General features: G+C 61.0%; 11 protein-coding genes and 2 tRNA genes. 1 reads left to right on the forward strand and 12 read right to left on the reverse strand.

What is annotated here, in order from left to right; translation table 11 throughout:
• Positions 1-93: 93 nt before the first annotated feature.
• From AC1DD7_RS08810 to AC1DD7_RS08865, 12 genes are all read right to left on the reverse strand, one after another.
• The gene (locus AC1DD7_RS08810; protein ID WP_179013513.1) at positions 94-840 is read right to left on the reverse strand and encodes a M48 family metallopeptidase; all 747 of its coding nucleotides are present in this window, start codon (positions 838-840) and stop codon (positions 94-96) included.
• Complete coding sequence (locus AC1DD7_RS08815) at positions 837-3974, reverse strand: type I restriction endonuclease subunit R (protein WP_477514636.1); 3138 nt, start codon at positions 3972-3974, stop codon at positions 837-839. Before AC1DD7_RS08815 ends, AC1DD7_RS08810 begins: the two co-directional genes overlap by 4 nt.
• Positions 3964-5175: a restriction endonuclease subunit S gene (locus tag AC1DD7_RS08820; RefSeq protein ID WP_477514637.1), complete on the reverse strand. Its 1212-nt coding sequence runs from the start codon at positions 5173-5175 to the stop codon at positions 3964-3966. The genes AC1DD7_RS08815 and AC1DD7_RS08820 overlap by 11 nt, the downstream gene beginning before the upstream one ends.
• A gap of 54 nt (positions 5176-5229) precedes the next feature.
• Positions 5230-6783, reverse strand: a complete 1554-nt coding sequence (locus AC1DD7_RS08825) for a type I restriction-modification system subunit M (protein WP_477514638.1) — start codon at positions 6781-6783, stop codon at positions 5230-5232.
• Entirely contained in the window at positions 6784-7371 is a 588-nt protein-coding gene (locus AC1DD7_RS08830) for a restriction endonuclease subunit S domain-containing protein (RefSeq protein WP_179013518.1), read from the reverse strand.
• 253 nt (positions 7372-7624) lie between these two features.
• A tRNA-Met gene (locus tag AC1DD7_RS08835) sits at positions 7625-7698 on the reverse strand.
• Positions 7699-7759: 61 nt separating this feature from the next.
• Positions 7760-7831, reverse strand: a tRNA-Thr gene (locus AC1DD7_RS08840).
• A gap of 118 nt (positions 7832-7949) precedes the next feature.
• The gene (locus AC1DD7_RS08845) at positions 7950-8411 is read right to left on the reverse strand and encodes a LysM peptidoglycan-binding domain-containing protein (RefSeq protein ID WP_477514639.1); all 462 of its coding nucleotides are present in this window, start codon (positions 8409-8411) and stop codon (positions 7950-7952) included.
• Positions 8412-8706: 295 nt separating this feature from the next.
• Positions 8707-10878, reverse strand: a complete 2172-nt coding sequence (locus tag AC1DD7_RS08850; protein WP_477514640.1) for a DEAD/DEAH box helicase — start codon at positions 10876-10878, stop codon at positions 8707-8709.
• 441 nt (positions 10879-11319) lie between these two features.
• Complete coding sequence (locus tag AC1DD7_RS08855) at positions 11320-11976, reverse strand: MOSC domain-containing protein (RefSeq protein ID WP_477514641.1); 657 nt, start codon at positions 11974-11976, stop codon at positions 11320-11322.
• A 30-nt stretch (positions 11977-12006) separates the two neighbouring features.
• On the reverse strand, positions 12007-12681 hold the full coding sequence (locus AC1DD7_RS08860; RefSeq protein ID WP_477514642.1) for a response regulator: 675 nt from the start codon (positions 12679-12681) through the stop codon (positions 12007-12009).
• Complete coding sequence (locus AC1DD7_RS08865) at positions 12678-14201, reverse strand: sensor histidine kinase (RefSeq protein WP_477514643.1); 1524 nt, start codon at positions 14199-14201, stop codon at positions 12678-12680. The genes AC1DD7_RS08860 and AC1DD7_RS08865 overlap by 4 nt, the downstream gene beginning before the upstream one ends.
• A gap of 151 nt (positions 14202-14352) precedes the next feature.
• Here AC1DD7_RS08865 and AC1DD7_RS08870 point away from each other — a divergent pair, with 151 nt between their 5' ends.
• A complete protein-coding gene (locus AC1DD7_RS08870) occupies positions 14353-15069 on the forward strand; it encodes a Tat pathway signal protein (protein WP_477514644.1) in 717 nt (238 codons plus the stop codon).

A 15069-nucleotide genomic window follows, 5' to 3' on the forward strand; every position in this document is an offset into this window, starting at 1 on the left:
TGTAATCCTTACTGCCCGGCCTCTTGCATGGCGGCGCGATTCTTATGTCCCCTGACCGACAACACTCGCCGACCGGGCATATGTACGTGCCGTCTATGCCATGACCTTTTCAAGCCGCTGCTTACGCCGCTCCCAGTCCGGCATCACCAGCCGCTGCAGCTCGAAAAACTGTCTTCCGTGGTTTGGGACCACCAAATGACATAGTTCGTGGGTAACGACGTAATCAATACACTCCATTGGCGCACGGACGAGATCTGGGTTCAACACAAGATTGCCCCTCGGTGACGTAGAACCCCATCGGGTTGGCATATGCTGCAGCCTCACCGACGTCGGTTGCACGGTCCGTGGCTCCGGGAATCGCTGCCTGTTCAGCTCCAAACGGCTGCGAAGTTGGACTTGAGCACGCTTCCGGTACCACTCTTTGATGTACTTCTCAATGGCGCCGGTGTCGTGAAAGTCGACGCAACGCACCTCGAGGAACCCCCGAACCATTTTGACGCTTGGTGTACACAATTCTTTGGACGCACCCTTGCACGCGTCGGGTGGGACAACGCGGATGCGGTGTTGCCGGCCCAAGTAGAGGTGAGTCTCGCCAGGCACGTAGATGCGGGGGGGCGTGTGTGGCCGAAAGCTGGAAAAGGATGCCTGTTGCGCAAGGATCCATCGCGCGCGTTTCCGGACCCGGGCAGCGATATCTTCCACGGCCGCTTTGCTTGGCGCAATGACCCTCACTAACCCATCTGGCTCCACCGTGATCTCAAGTGTGACGCGCTCCCGGCGCTCCAAACGGTACCCAATGACCTGGGTTCCGTATTCAACCTGCCGCTGCTCGAGCATCATTTCCTGAAGCGTGCCTTTGCTACCGTCAAGACCGCGTTTGTTAGGCAGTCCACCATGGGTTGTCTCATCTGGATGCCGCGGCGTTCACCAAAGTCATAGAAGAAGTCGTCCAGTTCCGTAGCAAGGGCATTCTGCTCATTTGGCTTGGCCCAGAAATTAACAACCATCCGGCCGCGGACCATGTCCACCACCGTCTTTGCCGTGTCCGCTCTTTCGTCGTCGGGTACTGCAAAGATTTCCTGTAGTGCCGGCTCGAGAAAACTGTTGCCGAGTGCACCGTAAACCGCGGCGGCATCGTCATCGTGCCTCACTGCGGAGGGCAAAGGCATACCGCGGTTACCGCTGGCGAGCTGTTCAGCGATTTCCCGGACCTCGAAGAGGTACCTTTCACCGTCCCGTCGGCGTCGGTACTCGTCAATTGCCTGCTGCAGCAGCTCCGAGAACCGTGCGTAAAAGGCCGGATCCTCGTCCATGCGCTCGGTGATGGTCCTTTTCGTGGCGCTGACGATGCGGTCTGCTTTGGAACCGGGCGTCGTACCTTCCTCGTCCACAACGGCCTTCAGCGCGGCGGGATCGTTGATGTTAAGTTGTTCAATGATCGTCTCGGCCGGCAGGGCCGTCACGTGATCATCTAGCAGGCGGCGTATTCGCGGCTCATAGTCGCGCAGATCGACGGTTTCCTGGTAACGCTTTTGCACCGACGCGCGGAGTTGGGCGAACTGGAAGTAGTCGTTCCGGTAGCGGTCGACATGGGCCTGGGTCACGACGTCGAGTAGCTTGTCGCTGGATAGTGCCAGGTGAAGGGTACGGCCAAAGGTCTTGAGCCGCTCATAGAATTCGTGCCGCAGCGGTTCATCAAACAGATGCTGCTCCAACGCTTCCATGTCGTCTCTCCTGGCGACGGTGTTGAACAGATCCCAGACGTGGCTCCACCGAACCGGGAGCAGACGAATCTGTTCGCGGATGTCCACTACGGCCCCGGCGATCTCTTCGGAATCAAAGCCGCCGAGTGCGCTGTAGGACGTCAGCGCCTGGTCCAATTCGCCGAGGAGGCCCTCATAGTCCACCACGTAGCCGAACTGTTTTTCGGCCTTCTCGTCAGAGAAGAGCCTGTTTACGCGGGCCACGGCCTGAAGCAGGGTATGTTCCCGCAACGGTTTGCAGAGGTAAAGGACTGTATTGCGGGGAGCATCGAATCCGGTCAGCAGCTTGGACACCACGATAATGAGCTCGGGCCCGTCCGTGCCCTTGAACTGTTTGATGAGTTGCTCGTTGTAGTTGGCCTCGGTGCCGTAACGGGCCATCTGCGATTTCCAGAATCGTTGCACGCTTTCTCTGGATTCGACATCCACTTCTTCGCGGTCTTCCGCATCATCGGGTGGAGAGATGATCACCTCGCTGCTGACGTGGCCGATCTCGTCGAGTTCGTGCTTGAAGCGAATCGCCGCGGCCTTGTTAGGTGCCACCAGCTGTGCCTTGAATCCACTGCCCTGCCAGTGTTGCCGATAGTGCTCGGAGATGTCGAAGGCCTTGGCGCGAATGGCTTGGGCTGTCTTGCCCAGGACGTCGGCGCGGCTGAACTTCCGCTTGAGGTCGTGCTTTTGTTCGTCCGTCAGCCCGGCGCTGATTTTCTCGAACCAGGCGTCAATGACACCGGCGGTAATTTGCTGCTCGACCAGGCGCCCCTCGTACAGGATAGGCACCACGGAATGGTCCCGTACTGCTTCGTCGATGGTGTAGCTGTGGATGATCCCGCCAAAAGTATCCGCGGTGTTCCGCTCCCGTTTCAGAAGCGGCGTTCCGGTGAACCCCAGATAGCAGGCGTTGGGCAGTACCCGGCGCATTGCCACATGGAACTGGCCATAGCCGCCGTAGCGGCCCGTCTGGCTGCGGTGGCTTTCGTCGACCAGGACAAAGACGTCCCTTGATTCACCTCGGGCTTCGCGACTGGCTGCGCCATCGAACTTATTGATGAGAGTGGTAATTATTGAGGCGCCGTCACGTATGAGTTCGCCGAGGTGTTTGCCGCTCCTGGCACGGACGGGTTCCAGCTCGCAGGCGAGAAAGGTGTCGCGGATCTGTTTGTCGAGGTCATCGCGGTCCGTGACGATGACGATCCGCGGGTTGGTTACCCGGGGGTCCATCGCTAGGGCTTTGCCCAGCATCACCATGGTGAGTGATTTGCCGGAGCCTTGGGTGTGCCAGATGACGCCGCCGTTGCGGCGTTGGTCCGGGCCGGCTGCCAGCACGCGTTCCACGGTTTTGCGCACGGCGAAGTATTGCTGGTGCCTGGCGATCTTGCGGACGCCAGCGTCGAAGACTGTGAAGCGGCGGACAAGGTCCAGAAGCCGATCGGGGCGGCAGAGCGCGTAAAACAGACGGTCCTGTTCGCTGACGGTTCGTCCGCCTATTAGTGGACGGATGTCTGCGTCCGTGTCCTCGGCGTCGTGCCAGCTGGCCCAGAATTTTCGCGGCGTTCCAACGGTGGCATACGTAGCTTCCTGGCGGTTGGCCGATATCAGGAGCTGGGCATAGTGGAACAGTTGTGGGATACGGTCGCTGTTTTGGTACTTGATCAGCTGGCTGCCGGCCTTCTTGAGGTCCTCCGTTGGCCGCTTGTTTTCGATGACGATGAAGGGGATGCCGTTCACGTAACCGACAATGTCGAGGCGCTGCGTTCCAGTGGTTCCCGTGCGTTCCACGCGCATTTCGGTGGTGACGTGAAAGACGTTGTTGGCGGGGGTTTGCCAGTCGATGTAGCGCAGCGAGTAGCTCTTACTGTCACCGCCAACGGTTTTGTTGATGGTGGTGCCGAGGAGGAGGCGGTCGTAGACCTCCAAGCTGGCCGCCTGCAGCCCCTTGGCCTGTTCCAGCCCCGGCCCGAGGCGACGCACGGCTTCTTCCGCGTCCGACAGGTCAAAGGGGTACTGGCGTTTCTTGTGGGTGAACCGATTGATCTTGAGAATCTGCGCGGTGAGGATTCCGGTGAACAGCACATTGCTCCGCCTGCCGCCGCGTTCTTTCAATGCTTTGGCTGGCGGGAGCTGGGTGAACCCAAGCGCTTCCAGCAGCTGCACGGCCGGGGCCTGAGACTGGGTTAGCTCGGAAGCGTCGAAGGTTTCGTCAGTCATCATCTGGTCTCCCTTGCTCGATACCAGCAGCGACATCCACACGCAGCTGCCCTGTGAGTAGTTTCTGCATGAGTCCACGCTTCTGGGTACGGAGGAGCTCGGCTTTGAGCTGCAGCAGTTCGATCTTTCGAGCTCCCGTTTCCAAGGCATCCGCGGTGCCATCCTGCGTGGCTCGATTCGGAACGGGAACCTTGACGCTGAAGAAGTCGTCAGCGTTGAGATTCAGCAGACCGTTCCCCCGAACTCCTGATGTGATCTTCTGAGCTAATTGCCGGTTGAGCTCTCCTGAAGCGAAGAAATGCTCGTAGTAACTGCTATTCAGATCCGATCGCAGACGGAACGAGTAGTAGACATTCGGCACCAACGCAGAATCTGCCTTGAGTGCGTAGATACACCCTTGCGGATAGGTCAGCGAGTTGCCCTTGTTGTAAGCGAATTCCCCATGCCGAAGTAGCGTGTAGTTTGCCAGGCTAGCGCCTGCCATATCCCTGCGATATTTGTCAGCCTGCGCAACAAATCCCTTCTTCGCCGAGATAGTCATAACCGTGTGCGACGACCCATCAGATTTCGTCGTGATGCGCGTCGACACCTCGCTCAATGGGACTTCGTGGCCACAGGAAACGAATAGCCGGCGACGCAGAACGCCAAATGCCTGAGTCTCAGCCCGAACCAACGTTTCTGCGTGCTCTATCGCTTCATCCCAGGCGCCGAGAATTTCGGCGATCTTTCGCTGCTCGGAGAGCGGAGGCACCGGAACAGGAAACAATTCGAGTCGCTGAGTGTCGAGCCTTCCTGTGCCGTGGCCTGCTGTGCTGACGTGCTGCAATAGCTCTGACTTGCGCTGAGTGAGGACAGCGGCCAAGAACTCAGCATCCAAATCCGCCGACGGGGTCAACGCTTTGACATCCTGATTGAAAGCGGCTGTCTGTATATTCAGGACGACGGGGAGATCTCGGAACAGCGTCATTCCACGAGTCAAGACGAACACCGTGCCCGGGGGCATCAGCCGTGCCGCGCCTGCCCCTGCCGGCGTCAACATTGACGACGTCCGACCTATCCGCACCGTCTTCATGTCCCTAGCCGTGATCCACGGAACATTGCCACCCTCCCAATACTCCGATCGAGATTTCGAAGGCGTACCACCTGAGGAAATCGAGGCAACTTCAAGCAGCTCGCGAACCGGCCACGGTGTCTCGGGAATCATTCCTTGCCTTCCGTGATGGTACCCAGTGCAAGTTCCCCTGATGCGCCATCTGATTCAGTCATCGAGGCCCAGCTCCTTCAGGTAGCCGGCCATGCGGGCACGGACTTCCGCCAATTCGGTTTCAATCTGTTCGATCTCGCACTGAACAGCAGCCACGTCAATCTCAGTCTCTTCTTCAAAGGTGTCGATGTAGCGGGGGATGTTGAGGTTGAAATCGTTTTCCCTGATCTCCGCACGCTCTACCAGGCGAGAGTAACGCTCAGCCTCGGTCCGGGCGCGGAAGGTTTCAACGATCCGACTAATGTGTTTCTCCTCGAGCAGGCTCTGTGCCTTCGCGGCAGTATAGTCCCGGCTGGCGTCAATGAACAGGACGACGTCGCGATCCTCGTTGGCGCCGCCCTTTTCCCGTGAACGGTCGAAGATCAGGATTGCTACGGGAATGCCGGTCGTGGTGAACAGGTTCGCCGGCAACCCAACCACTGTATCCAGCAGGTTCTCTTCGATCAGCGACTTCCTGATGCGCCCTTCGGAACCAGCCCGGAACAATACGCCGTGCGGAACAATCACTGCCACCCGGCCAGTCTGCCGTCGGGCTGATTCGATCATGTGCGAGATAAAGGCGTAGTCGCCCTTGCTCTTGGGCGGGACGCCGCGCCAGAACCGGCCCCATCGGTCCGACTCCGCATGCTCGGACCCCCACTTGTCGAGGGAGAAGGGCGGATTGGCCACCACCACATCAAACTGTTTGAGCTGATCGCCTTCCAACAGCTTCGGGTCGTTAAGGGTATCGCCCCATTCGATGTGCGCACTGTCATTGGCGTGCATAAACATGTTCATGCGTGCCAGTGCCCACGTGGAGCCGTTGACCTCCTGGCCGTAAAGCGTGTAGTTGTTGCTGCCCACCTGGGCGGCGGTTTGGATGAGCAGCGAGCCGGATCCACACGCCGGATCGTAGATGCTTTCCTCTTCCTTGGGTGAAGCGACGCGTGCCAACAACTCAGAAACGGAGCGCGGCGTGTAGAACTCCCCGGCCTTCTTGCCGGCGTCCGAAGCGAACCGCGAGATCAGGTAGATGTAGGTTTCGCCGATTATGTCATCGCTCACCCGGGAAGGGCGAAGGTCCAGTTCTGGTTTGGCGAAGTCCTCCAGCAGGTTCTTCAGGCGCCGGTTGCGGTCCTTGGGCTGTCCCAGGTTCGCCTCCGAGTTGAAGTCAATGTTGCGGAAAACGCCCGCCAGTTTTGCCCGGTTGTCTTCCTCGATTGCTTCCAGTGCAATGTTGATCAGCTCGCCGATATTGTCAGCGTTCCGGTTGGCGTAGAGATAGTTGAACGTTGACGTCTCGTGAAGCGGGAATCGCTCGCGCTTCAGCAGCGACTCCACACGCTCAGGGTTGCCCTCAAACTGCTTTTGGTACTTCTCGGCGTGCTCGGTCCAGACATCAGAGATGTACTTCACGAACAGCATCACCAGGATGTAGTCCTTGTACTGCGTGGCATCAACCACGCCACGGAAGGTGTCGCAGGCTGCCCAAGCGGCATTGTTGATCTGGTCCTGAGTGACCTGGTCCTTCACGTCGTTCGAGAGGCGGGGGGTGGGATGCTCGGTCATTTAGGGTGCTTTCGTGTGGTTCTGCCCCGGAAGGGCAGCAGCGGTTATCAATTGGGATCGTCGAAGCGTGTGCTGACATTCCGCCAGACGGTGCATTAGTTGTGCTTCGCGGGTGGCGAGGTGTGAGGCCTTGGCGATAAGGCGCTGTTGCGCAAGCGGCGGCAGGTGCAAGGGGACCGATTCGAGCGCCGTCTTGGACACCATCTGGATGCTCTGTCCCTGCGCGGCGCGGCGCAGGTGGGTCTGCGCGTTCTGCTGGTTTAACCACCATGCGAGGAAATCCGGGTCATAAATGTCTGTGCTAGGCCGGATGATGAACAGAGGCAGGACAGCTATAGCTGGCTCCGGCAAATCGTCTGGGACGGCCCACGCGGTCGTCGCATGGCCCCGTGACCGAAGGAGAACATCGCCGCGGGAGACCATATACCGGGGATGGGGGGATGGCACCCGGGCCATGCTCCGCACGTCCAGATCTCGGTTGATGGAGAGGTCCGCCATCTGGATTGCCAACACACCACTGAAGCTCGCGTCAAGACGTTCGCGCACGGTTAGTCCTGAGGTGATCCGCGCAACATCGGCCAGCAGCATTACTCCCCCTTCAGTAGCTTGACTACTGAGACAGTCTACACATCAGGTCAGTAGTTGTCCTACTGAAATGTGCTCTTGGACGCTGCGCGCGGCATGGCGGCCCTATGCTAAGGCCAGCTTGTATCCACCTAGTAGCCACCTTGCGGAGAATTTGGGGCGACCCGGGAGAAGCTAAGAGACACATCTCGTTTCACGCACTGGGACGAAACAAAGAAAACCCCCGGAATCTCGCGGATTCCGAGGGCTTGCTCTGTAGCGGTGGGGAGGCTCGATCTCCCGACCTCACGATTATGAGTCGTGCGCTCTAACCAACTGAGCTACACCGCCACGAATGAGAAAAACCTGTGTCAAGCCGGTCAAAACCGCCTTGACACAGGCCCTCATTCAGAGCCCCCCACCGGAATCGATCCGGTGACCTCGTTCTTACCAAGAACGCGCTCTACCACTGAGCTAGGGGGGCAACGAGTAAATACTCTACCGGACGTTTTCAGAAGCTACAAATCGGCGAAAATCCGGGGAAAAACGACGCCGACACAATTTGCGCAGACGCCATTTTCCTGATCCAGATACCGTCCAAATCAGGGCAGTCGGAGCACCTGTCCGGGGTAGATGAGATCCGGGTTGGGCACCGTATCAGCATTGGTTGCGATCAGGGCTCCCAGGTCCACTCCGAACTGCGCAGCGATGCCGCTCATGGTGTCGCCGGGCTCCACTACAACCTCTGTGACGCGTGGGGCGACTGGACCACGCTGCCCTGCCTCCGCAGCGGCCTCAGAAGCTGCCTGTTGGGCCATTGGCTGGACCTCCGGGGCTTCGGGCTCCAAGCCCGCCTGCTCGGCGATCTGAGCGCCTGCAGCGTTGGCTGCCGCCTGCTGCTCGGCCGCTTGGGCTGCAGCAGCTTCTGCGGCGGCCTTGCTCGAAGCAGAAGCATCGACGGCGGCAGCATCCTCCGCGGCCTGCGTTACGGCCGTCTGGTCTTCCTGGCCACCGCCCTTTCCGCCCATTCCCAGGTTCTTCTTCAAATTCTCGAGCAATCCCATGGGGAACCCTCCTGCATTCAGCGTGCGACCATCAGGCTCTTCGCAACTACGCGGCTCGTAGCACTTTGATCGTACGGCGGCCCGCGGGTGGCATGGAACCCGCAGGTGGCACGGAACCCGGTCTTGTTCGAAATCCCCGCCGTACAAGGGTTCGGATATCCAACAACCCCGGGAGTTGCCCCAACCCGCACCACTTACGGCCCTTAAACACGTCAGGGGGTCGGCCCGAAAGCCGACCCCCTGACGGGAACTACTTAGTGTTTACCACTTGCCAGTGTTTACCACTTGCCAGTGTTTACCACTTGCCCTTGCGGTTGAAGTCGCGGTGTCCGCCTTCGCCACCGCTGCGGGGCTTGCGGGCGCCGTCGCCGTGTCCACCGAAGCGGGAGCCGCTGGTCTGGCCACGGTCACGATCGCCGAAGCTGCCTGCAGTGCGCTCGGAGCGGTCGCTGTACGTGCGGCCGCCACGGTCGGCAGAGGAGCGCTCGCCACCTTCAGACTTGCGGAAGTCCTTCTTGAACCCACCGCTGCCCTTGAAGTTGCCGCCACCACGGTTTTCGCGGTCGCCATAGCCACCACGGCCACCGGCGCCACCACCGGAGTAGCTGCCACGGTCGCCGCTGGGCTTGCGTCCGTTATCCAGCTCGAGGTTGATCAGCTCGCCACCAATGCGGGTGCGGGACAGTGCGCGCAGCTGCTCGGGGCTCAGGTCAGCCGGAAGCTCCACCAGGGAGTGGTCCGAGCGGATGTCGATGCCACCGATTTGTGCGGAGGAAATGCCACCTTCGTTGGCAATGGCGCCCACGATGGAGCCCGGCATGACGCGCTGACGGCGTCCGACGGCGATCCGGTAGGTAGCGTTGCCCTCGGTGAGTGCACGGGTCGGGCCACGGGAGCCGAAGCCGTCCTTGGAGCGTTCGCGCTTCTGGTACTCAGGAGCTGCAGGCAGTTCCTTGACCAGCAGCGGCTGTCCGCCCTGTGCCATGACGGCGAGTGCAGCGGCGATCTCCGAGGCCGGTACGTTGTGCTCTTCCTCATAAGAGGAGATGAGGTCGCGGAATGCTGCAACATCCTCGGACTCAAGGGTCTCGGTGATGCGCTCGGCGAACTTGCCCAGGCGCAGCGTGTTCACGGTCTCGGCCGTGGGCAGGTGCATCTGCTCCACCGGCTGGCGCGTAGCCTTCTCGATGGAACGCAGCAGGTACTTCTCCCGCGGCGTCATAAACAGGATCGCGTCACCGGAACGGCCTGCACGGCCGGTGCGACCGATGCGGTGGACGTAGGACTCGGTGTCGTGAGGGATGTCGTAGTTGATGACGTGGCTGATGCGCTCAACGTCAAGACCACGGGCTGCGACGTCGGTAGCAACCAGGATGTCGATGCGGCCTTCCTTCAGCGCGTCAACAGTGCGTTCACGCTGCTGCTGCGGGATGTCGCCATTGATGGCGGCAGCCTGGAAACCGCGGGCCTTCAGCTTGTCAGCGAGGTCCTCGGTTGCCATCTTGGTGCGCACGAAGGCGATAACGCCGTCGAACTCTTCGACCTCGAGGATGCGGGTCAGGGCGTCCAGCTTGTGCGGGCCCATGACCTGAAGGTAACGCTGCTTGGTGTTGGCGCCGGTGGTGGTCTTGGACTTCACCGAGATTTCAGCAGGGTTGTTCAGGTACTGCTTGGACATGCGGCGGATCTGGCCCGGCATGGTGGCAGAGAACAACGCAACCTGGCGGGTTTCCGGCGTCTGCTGGAAGATCTGCTCTACGTCATCGGCGAAGCCCATGCGCAACATCTCGTCAGCTTCATCCAGCACGAGATACTGGAGTTCGGAGAGGTCCAGGGAGCCCTTGGCAATGTGGTCGATCACACGGCCGGGGGTACCGACAACAACCTGTGCACCGCGGCGAAGGCCGGCCAGCTGGGGACCGTAAGCGGAACCACCGTAGACCGGGAGCACGGTGAAGTCGTCAATGTGCTTGGCGTAGGAAGTGAACGCTTCAGCAACCTGCAGGGCGAGTTCACGCGTCGGCGCCAGGACCAATGCCTGGGTCTTGCGGGACGGGCCGTTGAGGTCGTGCAGCTCAGCGAGGCGGGACAGGGCAGGAACAGCGAAGGCTGCAGTCTTGCCGGTACCGGTCTGGGCCAGGCCGACGACGTCGCGGCCTTCGAGGAGCAGCGGGATGGTGGCTGCCTGGATGGGGGACGGCTTTTCGTACCCGACATCCTGCAGTGCGGCCAGAACGCGGCCATCGATGCCAAGATCGACGAAGCGGACGCCTTCTTCTTCCTCGTCTTCTGCCTTGGGGGCAGGAGCTTCGGTGAAGGCGGGGGCTGCAGACTCGGGTGCAGCGTTCTCGACGGGGGCAGCGGCGGGGGCCGCTGCTTCTACTACGGTGCCTTCAGCGGCGGTCTCTGCTACATCAGCAGACTCAGCGGTGGTGGCGTCGAAGTTTTCGTTGAGATTTTCGGTCATAGGGGGAAATTCCTCATCCATAGGGCAGTCGGCGCGGCCCGGTTGGGCTTGGCCGCATTACTCGTCGCGAAGAGCAAGGCAAAGGTGCCCTGCTTTCGCAAGAAGTCCGGCGCTATCGCAATCCCATGGCAGGACTTCCCGCTGCATCTCTTGGCTGCTATCCCAGCAGTCTGTACAGCGTTTTCTTTAGCCGGCTCTCCCTATGAAAATGCCCGCACACATTTGCGGGCCCCAACACTTACCAGTCCTGCCTCAAGAATTGGGCAGGATAAAGGGATTTCCGGAGTGGGGGATATTTCAAGTGTAGGGCACAGGGTGCCCTCACCGCGAGTTGAGTCCTGATGAAGACCGGGTGAGCTTGAGCACACCCGGACTCTTCGGCACCACCAGGCAGAACTCAAGGCGGCATTCAAGGCAACCCTGCAGCCCATTCAAGAAGGCTTACAACCCGTTGCGCCGCAGGACTTTCTCGAACTTCTCATGGTATTCGTCCTGAAGCCGGATCTCCCCGTCCGCCTCGGCATCGAGCAGGGTCTGCACCATGTCCGGCGTGGGTTCGCTGAACCACTGGCCAACAGTTATGCCGTGCTTCGGTACGAAGAGCCGGTGAATATGGTCTCCCGCGGAGACCGTCCCCGTCTTGATCACACGAAGGTAGGTTCCTACCCGCCCGGCCTGCGTGAAGCGCTTCACCCATTGCGGCTCGTCCAGCGAGCGCTGGAAGGTGGCGCACGGCACGCGCGGTGACGTTACTTCCACTTCCACATCCAGCCCGATCTTCCAACGTTCACCAATCACGGCTCCCGTGGTCTCGATTCCGTCCACCCGCAGGTTCTCCCCGAAGACGCCGGCTGTAAGCTCACGATCCAGTGCGGCTGACCAGTAATCGGCGTCTGCCTGGGAATAGGCATACAGCGCCTGGTCTTCGCCGCCGTGATTGAACCTGTCGGCTTGGACGTCGCCATGGACGCCGAGCTTGTGGATCTTAACGGGGCCTTCCACAGGACGCTTATCTATCGCGGTGACGCCAACGCTTCCTTCCGGGTCCGGCAACAACTGGTGGACACGGCAGACAGCGAGGAGGGATGCGGTGTTCATGGACAACAGTTTACGGACGGGAAGCCGGATTTAAGGATCGAACCGGTAACCCATTCCCGCTTCAGTGTGCAGGTGCCGCGGCGCGGCCGGGTCCCGCTCCAGCTTTCGCCGCAACTGGGCAATGTAGACCCGCAGATATTGCGTCTCCTTGGCATAGGCCTGCCCCCAGACCTGCGTCAGGATCTGCTGCTGGCTCACCAACTTTCCCTTGTTCCGGACCAGCAACTCCAGGATGTTCCACTCAGTGGGGGTCAGCCGCACCTCTGACCCGTCCTTCACGATCTTCTTGCCGGCCAGGTCCACCATGAAGTCCGACGTCGCCAACGTAGGTTCCTCCCGATCGGTAAGGACCCGGCGCGAGGCAACCCGAAGCCGCGCAAGCAGCTCATCCAGTCCGAACGGCTTGGTCACGTAGTCGTCCGCACCGGCGTCGAGCGCTTCCACTTTGTCTTCCGAGGCATGCCGGGCGGACAAAACGATGATCGGCATGCTGCTCCACCCGCGGATGCGGCGGATGATCTCCACTCCGTCCATGTCCGGCAATCCAAGATCCAGCACAACAATGTTCACGCTTTGTTTCGCCACGGCGTTCAAGGCATCGGCACCGTTTCCAACGGTCATTGCCTGGTACCCGTGGGCCTGCAGGGTGACCTGCATTGCCCGCGCGATCTGGGCTTCGTCCTCAACTATCAGCACACGGGTCATGCCCTGCCTCCCCCGTGACCGGTCCACAGCGGCAAGGTAACCACCATGGTCAAGCCGCCACCTGGCGTCGGCTCCGCATTGAGCGTGCCGCCCATGGCTTCCGTGAAACCCTTGGCCACCGCAAGTCCCAACCCGATTCCGCCGCCCGCGCCGCCTGCCGGGGAGGGCGAATCGCCAAGCCGCTGGAAGGGCTGGAACATCTCAAGCACTTCGTTGTGTCCCACCCCGCTGCCGTGGTCCACGATCCTCAGTTCGCTGGCAGGCTTGTCCCCCACTGTGATCCCGGCACCGGCACGCGCAGTCAGGATGACGTCCGAACCAGGTGCGTACTTCACTGCGTTTTCAACGATGTTTGCCACCACGCTCTCCAACATGCCGGCGTCGGCTGTTACGGGCGGCAGGTTGGGCTGCAGCTCGCTGCGTATCCGATCCTTCGGGATCCCGCGAAGTGCTTCGGGCAATATTTCGGTCCAGGTGGTGCCCGCGAGCAAAGGGTTCACGGCGTCGGCGGTAATCCGGGACATATCCAGCAGGTTGTCCACCAAATGGTCCAGGCGGTCAGCATAATTCTCGATCGTCTCCAACAACTCCTTCTCCACGTCCGGAGGGAACTGGACCTCTTCCTGCCGCAGGCTGCTCACAGCCAATTTGATTCCGGCCAAAGGCGTCCTCAAATCGTGGGAAACGGCGCGAAGGATGGACGTCCGCATCTTGTTTCCCTCGGCCAGGCGAAGGTTGTCCCGCCGGCTCTTGACCAGTTGCTGGCGCTCACGCACAGCCACCACAAACGCTCCGAAGGCCGCCAGCAGCCGCTGGTGTTGGGAGGACAGGGCACCACCGCGCAACAACAGCGTGTAATGGGGATCGACGACGGCGGCATGGTCGGCCGCGGCATGGGTCACCGGCGGATTGGGGCCGGCGCTCGCAAGAATCCGCCACTGCGGCGGTGCTCCCGGCACTGTCACACTGTCCGGTCCCGGGGAGCCCAGGAGTGTCACAGCCTCCATGCCGAGATTTCCGCGGACTTTCTCAAGAAAGGATTCAAGGCTGCCGTCCGAGCTGAGGATGCGCAGGGCCAACTCGCTCAGGGCCGTGGCCTCGGCCTCGGACCTCGCAGCCTCCTGGGCCCTGCGGCTTGCCAGTCCCACCGCGAGCGCCACGCCGCAAGCCACCGCCAGGAAAACGACCAGGGTAAACAGGGTGGTTGGATCAGCGATGGACAGGGAACCCACGGGTTCGGCCGAGAAGTAGTTCAACAGGAAACTGCCCAGCACCGCCGCGACCACGGCGGGCCACAGGCCTCCGATGGCGGCAACGGCCACGGCCGCTGCCAGCTGAAGGAGCATGATCATGGCGAAGTTGCGGAAGCCCAGCACAGTGACCATGACTTCGACGCCGGGCGGCAACAACAGGGCAAGGACAAGGCCAGTCACGATGCGTCCACGGCCGATTCCCCGAACCGCGGGAAGGCGCAGCAGAACGGCGTCGGAGTCGCTGCTTTGTGCTTCAGGACCTGGCATGGCTACATCCTTCCACGGTTGGCAGGGTGGGCAGTTCTACCCACCCTGCTGTGCCACCAGTGCCCGCGGTCCGCTCAAGGACTAGGCTTGCATTCAGTATCTGGTCCGGCATGGCGCCGGACAATCCAAAGGTCTATCCAGGGGGATATACATGGACCCGAACAAAGGCGCCGCAGGCAGCGGGGCTTCAGGAAACGGCGCGTCAGGCAACGGCGCGTCAGGCAGCGGCGCTGCCGGGGACGGCCAGGGCCCTGACGCGGGCAAGAGTCCGCCCAAGCCTCCACCGTGGCAGGTGCCCAAACCCGAGCTCCATCCTGAGCTGATCCCTCCTGCCATTGACAGGGACAAAGCTCCGAGCGGACAGGAGCCAGATTCCTCCAGGTCAGGTTCCTCCAAGCCCGAGCCCGGCAAGCCGCTCCCCATCATTGACCCGTTTGCCAAGGAACGTGAACGCGAATCAGCCCAAGCCGAGGCCCGGAAGAAGCGCTCCCGGCGCCGCACCGTCGTCGTGGGTTTGGGTGTTACCGCCCTTCTGGCCGGAACCATCACCGCAGTAGTTGCCAGCAGCGAACAAGAGGCTGACTACGCGCAGGTCTGTTTCAACGATGAAACCGGCGAGCGCGTGGACGATTCCCAGTGCAACAACAGCAGCTCGGATGGTCGCGGCTCAGCCATCTACGCCTGGTACTTCTACTCGCGGGGAGCCACCGTGCCCGCTGTGGGACAGAACCGCAACTCCTACCCGAGCTACACCAAAACAGTTCCGCAGGGCGCCAAGACGTCCACGGGTTACAGCACCAAGGGCGGCACAGTCAGCCGTGGCGGCTTTGGCAGCAGCTCCAAAAGCGGCGGAAGCTCAGGAGGCTAG

The organism is Paenarthrobacter sp. 10L412, from assembly GCF_056395565.1.